The organism is Streptomyces sp. NPDC020875, from assembly GCF_040641415.1.
GTDB lineage: Bacteria > Actinomycetota > Actinomycetes > Streptomycetales > Streptomycetaceae > Streptomyces.
The window spans coordinates 1-15,245 of record NZ_JBFADP010000056.1; the positions used below are offsets into that span (position 1 = coordinate 1).

19 protein-coding genes are annotated in these 15,245 nt (G+C 72.6%); 3 read left to right on the top strand and 16 right to left on the bottom strand.

Annotated features, from left to right (window positions below):
- Positions 1-92: 92 nt before the first annotated feature.
- The 16 genes from AB0G74_RS27330 to AB0G74_RS27405 all read right to left on the bottom strand — a co-directional run bounded on the left by AB0G74_RS27330 (position 93) and on the right by AB0G74_RS27405 (position 12,491).
- Complete coding sequence (locus tag AB0G74_RS27330; protein WP_361151264.1) at positions 93-1,010, bottom strand: peptidoglycan-binding protein; 918 nt, start codon at positions 1,008-1,010, stop codon at positions 93-95.
- A 58-nt stretch (positions 1,011-1,068) separates the two neighbouring features.
- The gene (locus tag AB0G74_RS27335; protein WP_361151267.1) at positions 1,069-1,209 is read right to left on the bottom strand and encodes a hypothetical protein; all 141 of its coding nucleotides are present in this window, start codon (positions 1,207-1,209) and stop codon (positions 1,069-1,071) included.
- Positions 1,206-1,922, bottom strand: coding sequence for a hypothetical protein (locus AB0G74_RS27340; RefSeq protein WP_361151269.1), 717 nt, complete (start codon positions 1,920-1,922; stop codon positions 1,206-1,208). The genes AB0G74_RS27335 and AB0G74_RS27340 overlap by 4 nt, the downstream gene beginning before the upstream one ends.
- Positions 1,922-3,034, bottom strand: coding sequence for a hypothetical protein (locus AB0G74_RS27345; RefSeq protein ID WP_361151272.1), 1,113 nt, complete (start codon positions 3,032-3,034; stop codon positions 1,922-1,924). Before AB0G74_RS27345 ends, AB0G74_RS27340 begins: the two co-directional genes overlap by 1 nt.
- Positions 3,031-4,098 (bottom strand): hypothetical protein, encoded by a 1,068-nt coding sequence (locus AB0G74_RS27350; protein WP_361151275.1) that lies wholly within the window; start codon positions 4,096-4,098, stop codon positions 3,031-3,033. Before AB0G74_RS27350 ends, AB0G74_RS27345 begins: the two co-directional genes overlap by 4 nt.
- 53 nt (positions 4,099-4,151) lie before the next feature.
- The gene (locus AB0G74_RS27355) at positions 4,152-5,069 is read right to left on the bottom strand and encodes a phage tail protein (protein ID WP_361151278.1); all 918 of its coding nucleotides are present in this window, start codon (positions 5,067-5,069) and stop codon (positions 4,152-4,154) included.
- A gap of 298 nt (positions 5,070-5,367) precedes the next feature.
- Complete coding sequence (locus AB0G74_RS27360) at positions 5,368-6,630, bottom strand: hypothetical protein (RefSeq protein ID WP_361151280.1); 1,263 nt, start codon at positions 6,628-6,630, stop codon at positions 5,368-5,370.
- Positions 6,627-7,811 carry a phage tail protein gene (locus AB0G74_RS27365; protein WP_361151282.1) on the bottom strand — a complete coding sequence of 395 codons (1,185 nt, stop codon included), beginning with the start codon at positions 7,809-7,811 and terminating at the stop codon, positions 6,627-6,629. The genes AB0G74_RS27360 and AB0G74_RS27365 overlap by 4 nt, the downstream gene beginning before the upstream one ends.
- A gap of 36 nt (positions 7,812-7,847) precedes the next feature.
- Complete coding sequence (locus AB0G74_RS27370) at positions 7,848-8,693, bottom strand: hypothetical protein (protein WP_361151284.1); 846 nt, start codon at positions 8,691-8,693, stop codon at positions 7,848-7,850.
- A gap of 16 nt (positions 8,694-8,709) precedes the next feature.
- Positions 8,710-9,030 carry a hypothetical protein gene (locus AB0G74_RS27375; protein WP_361151287.1) on the bottom strand — a complete coding sequence of 107 codons (321 nt, stop codon included), beginning with the start codon at positions 9,028-9,030 and terminating at the stop codon, positions 8,710-8,712.
- Positions 9,031-9,125: 95 nt separating this feature from the next.
- Positions 9,126-9,425, bottom strand: coding sequence for a hypothetical protein (locus AB0G74_RS27380; protein ID WP_361151289.1), 300 nt, complete (start codon positions 9,423-9,425; stop codon positions 9,126-9,128).
- Between the two features lie 90 nt (positions 9,426-9,515).
- Entirely contained in the window at positions 9,516-10,118 is a 603-nt protein-coding gene (locus tag AB0G74_RS27385) for a phage tail protein (RefSeq protein WP_361151291.1), read from the bottom strand.
- A gap of 192 nt (positions 10,119-10,310) precedes the next feature.
- Entirely contained in the window at positions 10,311-10,769 is a 459-nt protein-coding gene (locus AB0G74_RS27390; protein ID WP_361151294.1) for a hypothetical protein, read from the bottom strand.
- Between the two features lie 340 nt (positions 10,770-11,109).
- Positions 11,110-11,355: a MerR family transcriptional regulator gene (locus AB0G74_RS27395; protein WP_361151298.1), complete on the bottom strand. Its 246-nt coding sequence runs from the start codon at positions 11,353-11,355 to the stop codon at positions 11,110-11,112.
- Complete coding sequence (locus AB0G74_RS27400) at positions 11,352-11,987, bottom strand: hypothetical protein (protein WP_361151300.1); 636 nt, start codon at positions 11,985-11,987, stop codon at positions 11,352-11,354. The genes AB0G74_RS27395 and AB0G74_RS27400 overlap by 4 nt, the downstream gene beginning before the upstream one ends.
- A 207-nt stretch (positions 11,988-12,194) precedes the next feature.
- A complete protein-coding gene (locus AB0G74_RS27405) occupies positions 12,195-12,491 on the bottom strand; it encodes a WhiB family transcriptional regulator (RefSeq protein WP_361151302.1) in 297 nt (98 codons plus the stop codon).
- Positions 12,492-12,685: 194 nt separating this feature from the next.
- On the opposite strand from AB0G74_RS27405, the gene AB0G74_RS27410 reads away from it, so the two are divergent.
- The 3 genes from AB0G74_RS27410 to rpsL all read left to right on the top strand — a co-directional run bounded on the left by AB0G74_RS27410 (position 12,686) and on the right by rpsL (position 15,245).
- A complete protein-coding gene (locus AB0G74_RS27410; protein WP_361151305.1) occupies positions 12,686-13,129 on the top strand; it encodes a helix-turn-helix transcriptional regulator in 444 nt (147 codons plus the stop codon).
- A 382-nt stretch (positions 13,130-13,511) separates the two neighbouring features.
- Entirely contained in the window at positions 13,512-14,273 is a 762-nt protein-coding gene (locus tag AB0G74_RS27415) for a hypothetical protein (RefSeq protein WP_361151307.1), read from the top strand.
- 600 nt (positions 14,274-14,873) lie between these two features.
- A complete protein-coding gene (gene rpsL / locus AB0G74_RS27420) occupies positions 14,874-15,245 on the top strand; it encodes a 30S ribosomal protein S12 (protein ID WP_003948652.1) in 372 nt (123 codons plus the stop codon).

Consider the following 15,245-nt stretch of genomic DNA (forward strand, 5'->3'; position numbering starts at 1 on the left):
ACAACGCTGGGGGCACCCCCGTGTCCGAAGGGCTACGGGGGAGAGTGTGCGTGCCGGGCGTCGCGGGCCAGGCGGGACTTTCGCAACACGCCCTACCCGGTGTAGGGGACTTTGAGGGCCTGCCAGGAGGCGTGGCCCGGCCAGCCGTCGGCGTCCGAACCCCGGTAGCCGAGCTTGCGCTGCCAGCGGGCGTACGACCGCCGGTCCGCGTCGCTCCAGCGGGGCCCGGGGCCCACCGCGTACTCGGAACACCCCTCGGCGACCAGCCGCCGCCCCATGGCGGTGATCACCGGGGAGCTGGGGCCGGACCGGAAGAAGGCCGTACCGGGGAAGGGGTGGTGGCGCGGGGTGCCCGGTCCGGTGGCGGGCGGGTCCACGGGTCGGCCGGGGGGCCGTTCGCCGAGGCGGCGGGCGATCGAGGTCCGCAGGTCGGGCATGGTGAATCCGCGGGGGTCCGGCTTCCGGTTCGACCACTCCAGATGGCCGATGACGCTCTTGGCGCTCCAGCCGTGGGCCCGGCAGAGCGCGGCCGAGGCCCGGACGATCGCCTCGGTCTGGGCGGCGGGCCAGGGGTCCTCGCCGTCGCCGAGGTTGACGCACTCGAAGCCGTAGAAGTGACGGTTGCCGTCGACGGCGCCCGGGCTGCCCTGGTGCTCGTTCGTGGGCGGCGGCCGGGTGCCGTACCGCTCGGCCGCCACCGCGCGCAGGACGTCCGGGTCGCCGCCGCCCGCGTGGTTGGCCCGGCCGTGGCCGACCAGATGGACGGTGCCGTCCTTGGCGATCACCCCGTGGCAGAGGGGACCGGGCAGGTCGGGACGGCCCCGGGAGCAGAGGGCGACCGTGGATGCCGTACCGGAGCTGACGGTGTGATGGATCATCACTCCGTTGACGGGCCCCCAGGGGCCGGTGTGATCACGGTTGTGGGTGCGCCAGCCGGGGCGCTCGACGACCGTGACGCCCTCGGCGCGCAGGGCGGCGAGCAGCCGGGCGGCGGTGAGTGGGGTGGCCATGGGTTGTCCTTACGTCGGCGGAAGGCGGTCTCGCGCGGCGCGCCGCTCGGCCGCGCTCTCAGTGGTCACCGGGTACCGGGGCGGGCTGCGGCTCGGGGGCCGGTGGCAGCCGCAGCTCGCCACCGGGCGGTACGTGGGTGGTTTCGGCGGCTTCGGGTCGTGGCCCGGAGTCCCGGGGACGGCGGGGTGGCAGGCTCATGACTGGCGGCCCTCCGCGTACAGCACGCCCACCGCGGCCCGGCCCGTACCGGCCGTGACCCGGCCCTCGACATGGAGATTGCTCCAGCTGTAGCCGGGGCTCCCGTGGAGGGCGGTCACCTCCTCGGTGAAGGCGGTACCGGTGGCGGTCACCACCTGGCCGAGCCGGGCCGTCGTACCGTCGGCGGCGAGATAGCGGACCCGGGCCTCGACGGTGGTGCCGGGGTCGGCCTGGACCCAGACACCGACCGAGATCCGGGGGTGCTGGAGATACATGCCGCCCTGGAGTACCCGGGTCCAGTCCGCGGAGGTGATCGCGGCGGGCGCCGGATAGAGGGGGATCGGGATGTACGGCCGGGCGAGCCCGGCCCCGGCGGCGTCGTCGGCGACGACCACGGCCCCGGCCCGGTCCTGGACGTTCAGGGACTGGCCGCCGTCCCCGGAGCCGTACAGACCGAGGGCGAGGGTGCCGTCGTCCCGGCGGAACAGCACGCCCTGCTGCCGGCTGCCGTCGGCGTTGACCCCGATGGCTCCCAGGGTGATCAGCTCGGTGTCCGTACCGTCGCGGACACTGAGCCGCCCGGCGTCCGTCATGGTCAGGGCGCCGGTGACGGCGCCCTGGGCCGGGCGGGTGACGGCCGCCAGGGACACCCGGTCCAGTCGGCGGCGCAGATCGTGGATGAGGTCGATGAGGTCTTCGGGTAGGGCGGGCATCAGAGCGCCTCCAGAAAGAGTTCGGCGGTCTCGGGGCGGCCCCGCTGGGGTGGGGTGATCTTCACCCCGACCACGCGGAACCGCTGGTCGAGCCCGGCGGGGTGCCATTCGTCGGTGATCCGCAGCCGGACCGACCGGCCGATCAGCTGCGGCGGTACCGGGATCCGCTCGTCCAGCCGTACGGTCACCTCGGGCACGGTGACCACCCCGTGGGCCTTCGCGAGCTGGGCCCTGGCCAGCCGGAAGAGCCGGATCGGGTTCTTCACCTGCGGATGGTCCGAGCTGAGGTCGATCCGGGGGTAGCCGCCCTCGATCAGCCGGTGGGCCACGACCTCCGGCGAGACGATCGGGCGGCCCTCCTGGTTGGGGGAGGTGGTCTCCCGGGTGGCGCCCCGGGCCCGGGCGTGGGTGCCGCCCCGGGTGGCGTCCCGGGGGAAGGAGTAGGTGAGGATCGAGCCGGGCCGGTCGAGGACGAGATCGTCGCCCTCGTGCAGGATCCGGGGCGAGCGCAGCCGGAGCCGTTTCGTCCGGGTGCCGGTGTCCGGGTCGCGGCTGACCTCGATGTAGTGCTCGAAGCCGTTCTCGGCGTCGGCGAGTTCCCGGATGGCCTCGTCGGCGACGATCTCGTCGCCGTCCCGCCAGACGACCTCGGCGGTCTCCCCGGACAGTTCGTCGCCGATCGCGACGCCGATATCGCCGCCCGCCGTCTCCTGGAGATAGCTCCACAGCTGCCGGACGAGGAGGAGTTCGTCCTGGGGCGCGGTGTGGACGAAGTCCCGGCGGATCCGGCGCCGGGCCGGGTACGAGTCGAAGGTCGCGGCCTGGACGGCGAGGGACATCACGCCCTTGTCGTCGGCGCTGAGGGTCGACGTCCACAGGATGCCGCCCCACCACAGGTCGCCGCCGCGTTCCAGATAGACGGCGGTCCGGCCGTCCTCGATCGCCCGGGCGCGCTCGGCGGTCCGGGCGTCGGGGATCGACAGGGTGCCGGTGAGCGATCCGGAGCGGCCGATGTAGTCGTCGACCTGGACGTCCCGCAGGGGGAGCGAGTCGATGGGCCGGTCGGTACGGAGATCGCAGAACAGCACCCGGTAGGGGCTGACGGCCGTCATAGGGTGACCGCCGCCTCGTAGGTGCCGCTGCCGACGATGTAGTCAGTGGGCTTCCAGGTCCACGGGTAGCTGCGGTCGGCGATACCGACGAAGGAGTGGACGCCGGCACGTGCCTTGGCGGAGCTGATGTGCAGTTCGAAGACGTTGACGGTGGCGATCCGGATCCGGGCGTTGGCCCGGTCCGCCGGGGTCGGGACCTGGTCCTCGGCCTGGTTCACATCGCCGTAGCCCGCGCAGTGAAGGGTCCGGGCCGCCGTCACCGGCAGGCTGAACCGCCAGTTGGAGTTGTTGCCGCTGCCGAAGGTGGTGGTGGTGCCGAAGGTGATCCGGAAGTTGAAGTGGACGGTGGACGCGATCTGGACGTAACGGCCCTCCACGTTCGCGTTGCCGTAGTTCGGCGCGGTTCCGGCGGTCGCGGTCCAGGTCGGCCGCCAGTCCTGCCAGACCGGGACCCGGGGGTAGGCGAACCAGTCGGTGCCGTCGAACCGCTCCAGCCGCTCGCCGGTGTCCCGGTACTGGCCCCGGTACTGGCCCCGGAAGCCGTGGGTGGGCACGATGCCGCCGAGCGCCGCGGTCGGGTAGCGGCGGTTCTCCACGCCGCTGCCCCAGTTGACCGACCCGGCGCTCTTGGGGACGTTGACCACATAGAGCGGCAGGGCGTTGGGCGGGGTCTGCGGTTCGACCGGCGCGGTGGCCGACTCCGCGCCCTGGATCACCCGGATCACGGCCTGGTTGGTGGCGCCCCCGTCGAAGGCGCTGTCCTCGATCGCCAGCACGATCAGGTCCTTGCGGTCGCCCCCGGGGGTGCCCGGGGCGATGGTGACGGTCTCCACCTCGGTCACCGCGACCATGTAGGCGCCCTGGAGAGACGCGGTCTGGACGACGGCCCGGCCCGGCTGGATCGTGCACTGGAGGGCGCTGGCGCCGCGGAGTTCGAGACCGCCGGGGACGACCCCGCCCCGGGAGGTCAGCTCACCGGTGGGGGTGAGCAGCAGGGAAGTGGCGAGCCGGGTGTCCTGCTGGGTCTGCCCGGTGGGGGCGTGCCAGACGCTGCGAATGGTCATGGGGTGCTCCTCGGAGGTTCGCGATGGGAGTTATGGGAGGGCCGGGGGCGTGGTCACCATTCGGCGCTGCGCCAGTTCACGGCGAGGGTCGCCTCGGGCGCGGCCGTACGCGGCCGGAAGGCGAGGTCGTTGACGCCGGGCTCCAGGGTGAACAGCTCCTCGGGGGTGCTGTCGGGCGCGGCGGTGTGGCGGCGGGACGCGGTGCCGTTGAGGGTGACCGAGCCGTCGGCGGTGTCGACGGCGAGTTCGTCGTTGGCGCCCAGGTCGATGAGGTAGCGCAGCCGCCGTCCGGTGGTGCGGTTGACGACCACGGGCTGGGAGCAGGGGCCGCGGAAGGTGATCCGGGGGTGGGCGGGGGCGCTGCCGTCGTTGTCCACGGCCAGATCGCCGTTGACGGTCGGCAGCCCCCAGACCAGGGGCCAGGTCAGCGGCCAGGCCAGCCCGGTCCCGGGCCGGGGCGCGCCGGTCACCAGCCGCCGGGCCTCGACGGCGTACCGGCGTGGATCGGTGGCCAGCCACTGGAGGGTGACCCGGCCGACGCCCTGGGCCACCAGGGACCGGTCGGCGGGCAGTACGCGCTGGACGAGCCGGGCCCGTACCGCCAGGGTCTCGCCGTGGATCCGGACCGCGAGCCACTGCTGCGCGTCGGCGAGGGCGAGGGCCCGGCGCAGCTCGCGCAGGGTGAGGGCGGGGTCCGTACCGGGTGCGGGCAGTACCCAGACCTGGCCGGTGATCCGGCGCGGCCGGGCGTACTGCGCTCCGGGCCAGGCGCCGTGCGTGGTGGGCCGGTCGGCGTCGGTGGTGTCGGCGTCCGGCAGGTCCTCCCAGCCGGTCAGGCCCTGCCGGTCGATCTCGTACGGGGTACCGGGGCCGAGCAGCAGTCCGCCCCACTGGATCTGCCCGTCGAGGGTGATCCGTGAGGCGGGGGCGATTTCGATGTCGGCTGTGATGGGCGGGGCGGGTGTGGCCATGGGGCCGTCACCTCCTGGGGCGAAGTCGGCGGTACGGGCCGGGGCGCGGCGGGCCGGTCCCGGCGCGGGGCGAGGGCGCGTCGCGGGGTCGGGGAGTACGGCGTGCTTCGTACGCGGCCGGGGCCGGTTTGGCGCCAGTGCTGTGACCGGAAAGGTTTGCCGTGGGCCCGCGGCGTTCGGTGCGGTGCGTCGCAAGGCGGAGGTCCACGGCTCGTACTGGACGTACTTGCGTGGTCCGACAACGCGGCGAAGTGCCGTGCCGGGCGTCGCGGGCCGGTGAACGTTTCCGGTCACAGCACTAGGCCGCGCGGGTGAGGAAGAGCAGGTCCTCGGCGATGTCATGGGCCGTGGCTCCGGCCGGCTCGTGGAAGGACTCCACCCGGCGGAGCCGCCGTACGGTACGTGACGACCGGGCGTCGGGCTCGGCCGCCCGCAGCCCGGCGACGTCCCCGAGCGGGGTGATCGAACCGGGGAGCGTGCCGTGCGGCGGGCTGACCAGGCCGCCCTCCGCCAGGAAGGAGACGATCTTCTTGCCGATCGACTTCGGGTCGAACAGCTTCTTGAAGTCGATGGCCTCCCATTTCTCGATCAGCCATTCGACGAACCGGGCGGGGGCGTGCACGAAGCCGGTGAAGCCCTGGAAGCCGAGGGCGATTCCGTCGGCGATCCCCCGCAGCAGATCGCCGGTGGCGTCCTTGACCCGGTCGAAGAACGGCGGGATCTTGTCCCGGATCCACCGGGCGGCCGGGTCGACGACCGCCTTGATGCCGTTCCACGGGTCCCTGACGAGCTTGGTGAAGTTCGTCAGCGCCTTCTTGATGCCGTCGCGGGCGGCGGCGAAGGCGTTCCTGACCGTGGTGCCGATCGACTTCACGGGGTCGACGATCCGGTCCCGGACGAAGCGGATCCCCGTCTCGACCGCCTCCCGGGCCTTCGAGATCACCGGGAAGACCTTCTTCTTGATCCAGTCGAAGCCCTCGCGGAGCTTGTCGAACCCCTTCTTGACCAGGCGCTGACCCGTCTCGGTGTTGAGCGCGAAGTCCACCAGCAGACCGATCACGGTGACCGCGATCGCGGCGGCCCCGCCGAACGGGTTGGCCTGCATGGCGACCGTGATCGCGGCCATCGCGACCGCGCCCCCGGTCAGCCCGATCCCGAGGGTCGTCAGCAGGGGCGAGGCCAGCCCGATGGCCGTGCCGAGCGGGCCGACGAGCCGGTCGAAGGCCCCACCGCCGTCGGCGAGCCGCTTGGCGGCCCGGCCCGACGAACGGGACGAATCACGGGCCTTGGCGATCTGACCGGCCGCGATACCGGAGTTCCGGCCGACCGCCCGGATCGGGGCGAGCGCGGGGGTCGAACCGTCCCGCAGCCCGGCCAGCGCCGTACCCGCGTCCCGGGCCGCGGCCCTGATCCGGTCGGCCGCGCCGCGCGCCCCGCCGACCTGCCGCACGGCGTTCCGGACGGCCCCCACCGCCCCGTCGTGCCGGGACCGCAGGGTGCTCATCGGACCGGCGACCCCGGCCAGCGGATTCAGCGCGCGGGAGGCGGCGATCGTACTCATCCGCGCGCCTTGACCAGGAACATCAGCGCCTTCGCCGTGGCCCGGGGGTCACTGGTGGGCGCCGCGTGGTAGTGCTCGATATGGAACCCGGGACCCGCGCCCGCGCCCGACTGGGCCCGGGCCCGCAACGCCGTGTGCCGCAGCAGCCGGTTCAGCTTGGAGAGCGGCAGTACGGCTTCGGCCTCACCGGCCTCCGCGATGATCGCCGGAACGCCGCCGGCCCGGGGCGCGACCAGTCCGCCCTCGGCCAGCTTGCCGATCCTGGGGATATCGGGGAGGCCCTTGCCGCCGATACCCGGCACCCAGTTCGGCACCTTGAAGTCAATGGAATTGATCTTGCCGATCGCGCCGTTGATGATATCGATGACGCTGTTGATCGGGGCCTTGACCTTGTCCTTGATCTTGCCGAAGGTATCGCTCGCGATGTCCTTCAGCTTGCCCCACTTCTTGCCCAGCTCGTCCTTGACGTGCGTGAACACCTTCGGGACCTTCTGGATGAAGTCGGCGACGGGCTTGATATAGCCCTTGATCTTGCCCCAGATGTCCTTGACGGTGTTCCGGGCCGTTCGCAGCGGGCCCTCGATCCGCTTCTTGACCGCCTCGAAGCCGTCCTTGACGTACTTCCTGATCTTTCCGACGATGTCCGAGACCTTCTCCCGGGCCTTGTCGAAGATCCGCTTGATCAGGGCGCCGAAGTCCTTGATGACCGGGCCGACCTTTTTCCAGACCGTCTCGATGGCCTTCTTGACGGCGTCGAAGGCCGTCTTCACGACCCGCCGCAGGGTCTTCGACTGGGTCGCCATCTCGACGACCTTCTCGATGAGCGGCATGAAGAGTTCGAGCAGCCGGGTGAAGATATTGCCCTTCATGGACTTGTTGAGTCCGTCCATGCCCCGCTTGGCGTTGTCCGCGCCGCCTTTGAACTTGCCGATACTGGTACCGCCGGTCTGCCCCGACCGCCCGGCCTTGGCCACCGCCTTCTCGGCACTGTCCGCGTTCCGCCGCAGGGTCCTCAGCTCGGACGCGGCCCCCTTGGCCGCGTCCTTGAGCTTCTTGACCCCGCCTTCGCTGTTCTGCGCGCCGTTCTTGAGTCCGTTGGCGGCGCGCCCGGCGCTGTCGGACCGGTCCTTGAGCGTTTTGAGGGAGCCATTGGCATTGTTGAGTGCTCTGACCAGAGACATCGGGAGTCTCCTTCGTTCTCCGTTTCCGGGGTCGGGTCAACGTCCGTCGACGGCCTGGGTGAGGTTGTTCACGTCCTGGGTGAGGGGGCGCAGGTTCGGGGCGGCGACGGGCTGACCCCCCGCCCCGGGCCGCGCGGTGGTACCGGCGTTGCCGGGGGCTCGGCGCTGCTGGCCGGTCGTGCCCTGGCCGTCCCCGCTCCGGTTGCCTCCGCCGCCCGCGCCCGGGGTGTTCCGCGGCGCGCCCGGCCGGTCGCCTTCGAGTGCCGCGATACGTCTGCCGAGCAGATCCATCTCGCGTTGCGCCTGGTCCATGGGGGTGCGCCAGGCGCGTTCCTCGTCGTCCGGGGAGAGGCCGATCCGGGCCCGCATCGAGCCCGCCTGGGCCTGCCGCAGCTGGTAGAAGCGTCGTCTCGGCTGCGGGGCCGGGTCCGCGCCGGACTCCGGGGCCGGGGCCGGGTCAGGGTCCGGGACACCGTGCAGCCAGCGGCGGACCCTGTTCCCCGCTCCGTAGATCGGTCTGCGCACGATGTTGTTGACCTTCTCCGAGAGGTCGAAGATCGCCAGGTCCATCTTGACGAGCACCAGGCCGAGGGCGAGCAGGAACACATCGGGCTGGGCCTTGACCATCTCGGGGCTGATATTGAACGGACCGATCTGCGTTCCGCCGCCCCCGCCGCCGCCCCCGGCCGGTTCGCCCGCCTGGGCCTTCACCCACTTCTCGGTGGCCAGCGGGTCGCCGTCCTTCAGCGCCTCCTTGCGGACCTGATCGACGGTGAGGAATTCTGTCGCCGCCTTGTCTGCTTTTTTCGCAATTTGCTGCTCCAGCAAGGTCCTGAGGCTGGCGATCTGCTGTTCGACGCTGGGGTCCTTTGCACCTGTCACGACCACTCCTCGCGGGTCAGCTGAAGAACCGGGCCAACTCGGCCGGGTCGGGCGGGCTCACATCCCCCGTCGGCGCCCCGGGGCCACCGGGCGCGTGGTCGTCCGCGTCCTCGTGCTCTCCGGGGAGCCCCGGGCGGGTGACCGGCTCCGGAGGGTCCGGCGGTTCGTCGGAGTGGACGGAGGTGAACATCCAGTTGGCGACTGCCAGATGGTCGACGACGGCGGCCAGCAGATAGTCCGTCACGGACCACTCCGCCGACTCTCCGTCGACCTCCCGGTTCACCGCGCTGCCCGGCGGGAGATGTTTGATCAGCACCCGGAGCCGACGGGACGACATCGAGCCCCGGTGCCAGTCGAGAAGATCCGCGCGGTAGTACCGCAGCAGATCGGCTTCGAGCGCCTCGGCGTGTTCTTCGACGAACGCGTCGAGGCTCAGTCTTCCCCCACGCCGAGCCCGGTCTCCTGGCCGTAGGCGTCGAGGACGGCGGCGATGTCCTGCATGGTGACGTCGTGCTCCGCGAAGCCGGCGAACTGCTCTTCGCCCATCAGCAGGGCGAGCAGTCCGTCGACGTCGTTGTCCTCCAGCTTCCGCAGCGCCTTGGCGGTCGCCCGGCTGATCTCGGTGGGGAGTTCGAAGGTGTCGCCGTCGAGGTGGAAGGACCAGGTGCGGCCGTGCGCCTCCTGGCGCTGAGCCCGGGCGGCGTTGATGTCGAAGTTGGCCGAGTGAGCCATGAGGTTCTCCTGGATCGGGGTGATCGGGACGCGGCGGAATACCGGGCGGGGCCGGACCCGTGAGAGGGACCGGCCCCGCCCGGAGGGGTGTTACGGGGTGACGGGCGGCGACGCGTAGGCCGGGTCCTTCATGTAGAAGGTGGCCAGTGGCGACGTCGTACCCGGGGAGAGGGCGGTGAAGGTGACGCCCAGCGACGCGGCCGACTTGCGGGCCAGCTTCACGTCGTCGGCGGCGGTCACCTGGCCGCGGGGGATGACGAAGCGGTAGGTGATGTCCTTCCCGTCGGTGAATTCCAGGCCCAGAGCCCGCTCGTCGAAGGTCGGGCCGTCCGGGATGTCGATGCTGTAGACCCCGGTGTTGGTACCGACCGGCTTGACGTCACCCTTCGACCCGCCGATGAAGAAGGGCAGGGTGTTCTCGTTGAACTGGAGCATCGCGAACTTCAGGGTCAGATCACGATCCGAGTAGACGAACCGGGCCGGGCTGATCGCCTGCCAGGTCTCCACCGGGTCCAGCTTGTCCTTCTTGGCGAAGGTCACCCCGTCGGTGGTGGTGTAGCCGAGGTCCGTCCACGCGGCGCTCCAGTCGGCCGCGGGGTTGGCGGAGAAGGTGGTGGGCGCCGCCGCGCCGACCGCGCCGACGAGGACGCGGCCGGTACCGGCGACGCGGATCTCGGACGAGTTGCCTGCCATTGAGGGCTCCTTGGGTGTGGGTGGTGCGGGGGTGGGCGCCCCGGGCCGGACCGGGGTACCGGCGTACCGGAGTCGGAGTTCCGGCGGGCCGGCCCGGGGCGGATCGCCGTGGATACGGCGAAGGCCCCGTCCTGGAGGGAGGGCGGGGCCGGTCCGTGGCGGCGGCTCGGGGCCGCCGGAGGAGGGGGCGGGTCAGTAGACCCGGAGGACGAAGCGGAGCACGCTTTCGTAGCGGTTGGCGCCCGCGTGGATGAAGTCCGGCTGCCAGCGCGGCCCGTCCAGCTCCACCACATCGGTGACGACCGTGGTGATGCTGCCGGGGGGCGCGGGCTGGGCGGGGGCGAACGTCCGGCCCCGGAGGGGGAGCAGGGCCCCGCGCGCCTTGTTGGCCAGGATGTGCGCCGCCGCCTTCGTGGGGCCGTACACCTCCAGCTCGATGAGCGGCTGGTCGACATGGAGGTCTTCGAGCCAGGCGCCGCCGCGCCGGGAGACGAGGACCGCGGGCTGGGTGCCGTTGAACCCGGCGGGCGGGGACTGCCCGATATGGACGTCCGCGCCCAGCTTGCTCTGCGCTTCCTGGAGCAGCTTGACGACGATCTCCTCGACGTCGGGGAAGGACGTCGGAAGCGGTGAGGGCGGGGGAGTGGTCATCGGGAGATCTCCTCTGCGTACGCGGGCGGCCGGGCCGGTCCCGGGACGGCGCGGATCCGCGCGGGCCCCGCCGGAGAGAGGGAGGGAGAACCGGCGTGGAAACGCGGCGGGGCCGTGCCCGGGAGGGATCCGGAGGGATGCGGGCACAGCTCCGCCGCTGCACCTATTGTGATTGCTATCGCGCGAGTGCGCAACCAGTTCGCGCGAGGGCGCACGGAAGAATGCGAAAGGGCGGCCATCCGGTGAGGGATGACCGCCCCTGTGGGACGCGTACTTCCGGAGGCCGCGCGACCGGCGTCGGTGGACCGTGGCGCGCGGACCGTGGCGCGCGGATGGCGGATCAGCTCCGGGCCGGTCGCCTCCGCTCCCGGAGGCCCTCGCCCCGCGCGGCCCGCTCCGCCGCGAAGACGTCCGCCAGCCGGTAGAGCCCGGCCCGGCCCCGGCGGGCCGCCGGGGTCAGATGGCCCAGCTGGACCCACTTGCGGATGGTCGCGGGCGCGACGCCCGCCTCCGTCGCCGCCAGCGCGCCGGTGATCAGCGGGCCGTCCGGGGCGGCCCCGGCCCCAAGGGCGGGCGCGGCCCTCATCGGCGGGCGCCTTCCGCCGCCGCGTCCATCGCCGCCGTGATCGCGCCGGGGTCCGTGCCGGGCGGAGTCGTACCGTCCTCCGGGTACCAGGTGTGGCGGTGGGCCGTCTCCGTCGCGCACGGGCAGTCCGCCGTACCGCAGCGGCAGGCCGGGTTGACGCAGAGCACCGCGCGCCGCTCCGGGAAGGCCCGCAGGGAGACCGAGTCGCACCACGGGCAGCGGCCGTCGATCCTGATCACCGGCTCGGGGTCGCCGAGGGCCCGCCCGCAGCGGCCCGTCATCCGCCGGGCCTCGTCGCGGACGTGTTCGGCCAGGTCGGAGTGGGCGTCGACCTCGCCGAGCAGCCCGGCTATCCGGGTCAGCCGGTGCGGTACGGGGGCGTGCCGGGGGCGGCCGAGGCGGAGCCGGTCGTGGACGGCCTCGTCCAGCTCGACGACCCCGTCGGTGATGTCGCGTACGGCGTCCGAGACATGGAACCGCAGCGGTGCGGACGGTCCGCCGCGCGCGGTACGTCCCGTGCCGCCGCCCGACCCGGGGGAGCGGTGGCGGGGGGCCAGTTCGGTGAGCAGCTCGGGGAATCGGCGGTGGAGCGTCTCGATCCAGAGTGCCGCGTCCTGGGTGGCCGGGTTCAACGGTGCCTCCTGTGCGTGCGGTGCGTGCGGTGCGGATGTTCCGACGGCCGCGCTCCGGCCGGGTCCTCGGTGCGGACACCGCCCGGCCCGCCGGGGCCGGGGCGACGCGCACGGATCGGCGACGGCGTGTACGACCCGTGCGCCGGATGTGTTGAGTCGGCGTACGCCTGGGTAAGGAGGAGTGAATGCGCGCTTCACAGAGTCCGCCTACGCCACGATCACGGCGTCGAAGTCGGAGGTATCGATCGGGCGCGCAACATATTCGCCGCGGAGTCGTACCAGCCGGCCGTTGCGCCACAGCCGTCCGCCGCTGACGCCGTCGAAGTAGCTCTCGGCCGGGGCCACCGACTCCTCGCAGCGCCGGGCCACCGGACACCGGTGACAGGCTTCCAGTGCAGGTCGGGCCTCTTTCTCCCGCCGGGCGAAGATGATTTCCGGGGGCAGTCCCGCACAGGCGGCGGCGGTGCGCCAACGCGGGGAAGCGGGCGAATCGGGTACGGCCATAGGGGCGCCTCCTGAGCCTGGGGCAGGTCGGTTCGCTCTCGCACCGTGACACGTTGCGAGCGCACGCGCAACTAACTTCGAGGGTGGCGGTGGGCTGCCACCCGGTGGCGCCGGGGTGACCGGGTGCGCAATCACGTAATTCCTTGCGCGCAAGCGCGATATCCTGAGGCCCGCTTCGGAGGGAGGCGACCCGAATGACTGCCAGTGGCCTGGAACAGTTCGCCACCTGGATCGAAGACCTCATCCGCCGCCGCGGATACGACATCGACAGCCCGCGTGGCGGCGGGAAATCCCGGCTGGCCGACGAGGCCGGGGTGCACCGCGCCGCGATCACCCGGCTGCTCCAGCGGCAGTCGATGCCCGATCTGGAGACCACCCGCCGCCTCGCCCATGTGCTCGACGTACCGGTCAGGGACATGCTGATCCGCTCGGGCCGTCTCACCGAGGAGGACCTGCCGCTGCCGCAGTCACCGGAGTCGGGCGCCGGGGACGGGGCGGAGCAGCGCCGGCTGACGCTGGAGGAGGCCGCCGCCGGGCTGGGCGTGCCACCCGATCAGCGGGAGATGTTCATCCGGGTGGCGGGACAGTTTCTGCCGCCCGCGACGGCCCGCCGCCGCGCACCCCTCGCCCAGGACTGACCGCAACCCGGAAGCCGTCCCCGGGCCGTCCCCGGGCCGGGCCCGACACCGGGCCCGGCGCCATGGCTTGGCGCGCGGCCCCGGGGCGGCACCCGGCCGCTTGCCCGTCCCTGCCTGTTTTCGCCCGTCCCCGCCCGTCCGCTCCGTCTGTACCGTCCGGTGGTCCGCCGGACGCCGTCGGCCCGTCCCCCGGGGGCGTAAGCACCCCTGCCGGGCCACCGCCGGAAACGGCGCCATCAGTAAACTGGCACCGCCTGTTCCCCCATATCCGCGCAGGCCGTCCGCCGTACGAGGCGGAAACGGCCCAGGGGTGTCGCCGGGGGCGTTCACGTCGGACGGCGCGCGAGCGGGTGGTCGGTGAAGGACGGGGCTGGGGGCGCGTATGTCCGAGTACGAGGGGTCGGCGGGCGAGGTGAGGGCACCCCGTACGCCGACGGCCCCGTCGTCCCCCCGGCACTCAGACGGCGCCGCCCTGCCCGGCGAGCCGCCCGCCGACGGCCTGCCCGAGCTGCTGGCCTTAGTCGGACGGCTGCTCGAAGGCCACGCTCCCGCCGAGATCGCCGTCCTGCTCCGCGAGGAGCTGGACCGGCGCGAGATCGAGGCGTACGCCAAGGGCTGGCGGGACGCCTCGGACGAGTACGGCCCGGCGCTGGAGGAGGCCCTGGCCGCCGCCCGGCCGCTGCGGCTGGTGGACCGTACGCCCGGCCGGGCGGCGGTCATCCCCTTCCCCTACGAGCCCCACGACCCCGGCGCCCCGCGCGCCCGCCGCGACTCCCCCGATTCCCCTGAGTCCCGCCGTTCCCGTGACGCCCGTGACCCGCACGCGTCCGCGTCCCGGGAGCGGTCCGGGCCGTACCCGGGCGACGAGGCGACCCGGCGCCGGCCGCCCGAGGGCGCTGACGGCGGCGACCTCTCGTCACCTCCGGTCGCCGCCCCGGACGGCCCGGCCGCCCGGACCGGGTCGGCGGCCGAGGGCGACGAGGGGCCGGGGTCGGCGCAGCCGCGCCCGGCCTTCGGGGTCAAGAGCCGCAAATCGAAGGTGCCGACCATTCCCCAGCTTCCGGCGCCCCGCCGCCCGCCGCGCGACCAGGGGGGCCGTACGGACGACACCCCCGGCGGCGCCCCGGACGACCACGTCGGCTGACCCGGACCCGGACCCGGAGCCGGAGCCGGAGCCGGAGCCGGAGGAGGCTGGCCCGGACCCGGACCCGGGCCGCCCGTATGAAGCGCCGATACGATCCGCCCGGCCCGGCCCGCCCCCTCCGTGTACAGCCCGTACGTCCCGTACAGTCCGTACACCGCCGTCCGTCCCGTACGGAGCAGGCCCGCACCGCCCGGCCCCGACCCGCCCGGAGCCGTATATCCGGCCTATCGGTCATATGCCTACGCCCGGCCCGTACCCGGCGCCGACCCGCCCCGTACCCGGCTCCGGCCCCGGTCCCCGCCCGGCCCGGAGCCGTACCGCCGCCCGAACGGGCCGTTCCGGGGGCTCGGCCGGGCCGCGCTCCGCGTGGGCATTTGTTTTGACCCAAGTCCGTGCGATAGGTACGCTCAGACCTTGTGCCTGGGGTGTGCCTGGGCTCTTGTGCGTGTCCTCAGCCGCATACGAGTCCACTGAACGGCCACCGCAATCTGCGCCATCCCCGCTTCGCGGAGAGCCCCGCAGTATTCGACACACCCGACCGCGTGGGTCGGTGACGTTCCAGGTTAGTTTCACGAACGGCACACAGAAACCGGAGAAGTAGTGCCTACGATCCAGCAGCTGGTCCGTAAGGGCCGGCAGGACAAGGTCGAGAAGAACAAGACGCCCGCACTCGAGGGTTCGCCCCAGCGCCGCGGCGTCTGCACGCGTGTGTTCACGACCACCCCGAAGAAGCCGAACTCGGCCCTGCGCAAGGTCGCGCGTGTGCGTCTGACCTCTGGCATCGAGGTCACGGCCTACATCCCGGGTGAGGGACACAACCTGCAGGAGCACTCCATCGTGCTCGTGCGTGGTGGCCGTGTGAAGGACCTGCCGGGTGTTCGTTACAAGATCATCCGCGGCTCCCTTGACACCCAGGGTGTCAAGAACCGCAAGCAGGCCCGCAGCCGCTACGGCGCCAAGAAGGAGAAGTAA

What these genes read in the sequence shown, in the direction of transcription:
- AB0G74_RS27330 (WP_361151264.1), bottom strand. Translation starts at nt 1,010, where the DNA reads ATGGCCACCCCACTCACCGCCGCCCGGCTGCTCGCCGCCCTGCGCGCC.
- AB0G74_RS27335 (WP_361151267.1), bottom strand. Translation starts at nt 1,209, where the DNA reads ATGAGCCTGCCACCCCGCCGTCCCCGGGACTCCGGGCCACGACCCGAA.
- AB0G74_RS27340 (WP_361151269.1), bottom strand. Translation starts at nt 1,922, where the DNA reads ATGCCCGCCCTACCCGAAGACCTCATCGACCTCATCCACGATCTGCGC.
- AB0G74_RS27345 (WP_361151272.1), bottom strand. Translation starts at nt 3,034, where the DNA reads ATGACGGCCGTCAGCCCCTACCGGGTGCTGTTCTGCGATCTCCGTACC.
- AB0G74_RS27350 (WP_361151275.1), bottom strand. Translation starts at nt 4,098, where the DNA reads ATGACCATTCGCAGCGTCTGGCACGCCCCCACCGGGCAGACCCAGCAG.
- AB0G74_RS27355 (WP_361151278.1), bottom strand. Translation starts at nt 5,069, where the DNA reads ATGGCCACACCCGCCCCGCCCATCACAGCCGACATCGAAATCGCCCCC.
- AB0G74_RS27360 (WP_361151280.1), bottom strand. Translation starts at nt 6,630, where the DNA reads ATGAGTACGATCGCCGCCTCCCGCGCGCTGAATCCGCTGGCCGGGGTC.
- AB0G74_RS27365 (WP_361151282.1), bottom strand. Translation starts at nt 7,811, where the DNA reads ATGTCTCTGGTCAGAGCACTCAACAATGCCAATGGCTCCCTCAAAACG.
- AB0G74_RS27375 (WP_361151287.1), bottom strand. Translation starts at nt 9,030, where the DNA reads ATGTCGTCCCGTCGGCTCCGGGTGCTGATCAAACATCTCCCGCCGGGC.
- AB0G74_RS27380 (WP_361151289.1), bottom strand. Translation starts at nt 9,425, where the DNA reads ATGGCTCACTCGGCCAACTTCGACATCAACGCCGCCCGGGCTCAGCGC.
- AB0G74_RS27385 (WP_361151291.1), bottom strand. Translation starts at nt 10,118, where the DNA reads ATGGCAGGCAACTCGTCCGAGATCCGCGTCGCCGGTACCGGCCGCGTC.
- AB0G74_RS27390 (WP_361151294.1), bottom strand. Translation starts at nt 10,769, where the DNA reads ATGACCACTCCCCCGCCCTCACCGCTTCCGACGTCCTTCCCCGACGTC.
- AB0G74_RS27395 (WP_361151298.1), bottom strand. Translation starts at nt 11,355, where the DNA reads ATGAGGGCCGCGCCCGCCCTTGGGGCCGGGGCCGCCCCGGACGGCCCG.
- AB0G74_RS27405 (WP_361151302.1), bottom strand. Translation starts at nt 12,491, where the DNA reads ATGGCCGTACCCGATTCGCCCGCTTCCCCGCGTTGGCGCACCGCCGCC.
- AB0G74_RS27410 (WP_361151305.1), top strand. Translation starts at nt 12,686, where the DNA reads ATGACTGCCAGTGGCCTGGAACAGTTCGCCACCTGGATCGAAGACCTC.
- AB0G74_RS27415 (WP_361151307.1), top strand. Translation starts at nt 13,512, where the DNA reads ATGTCCGAGTACGAGGGGTCGGCGGGCGAGGTGAGGGCACCCCGTACG.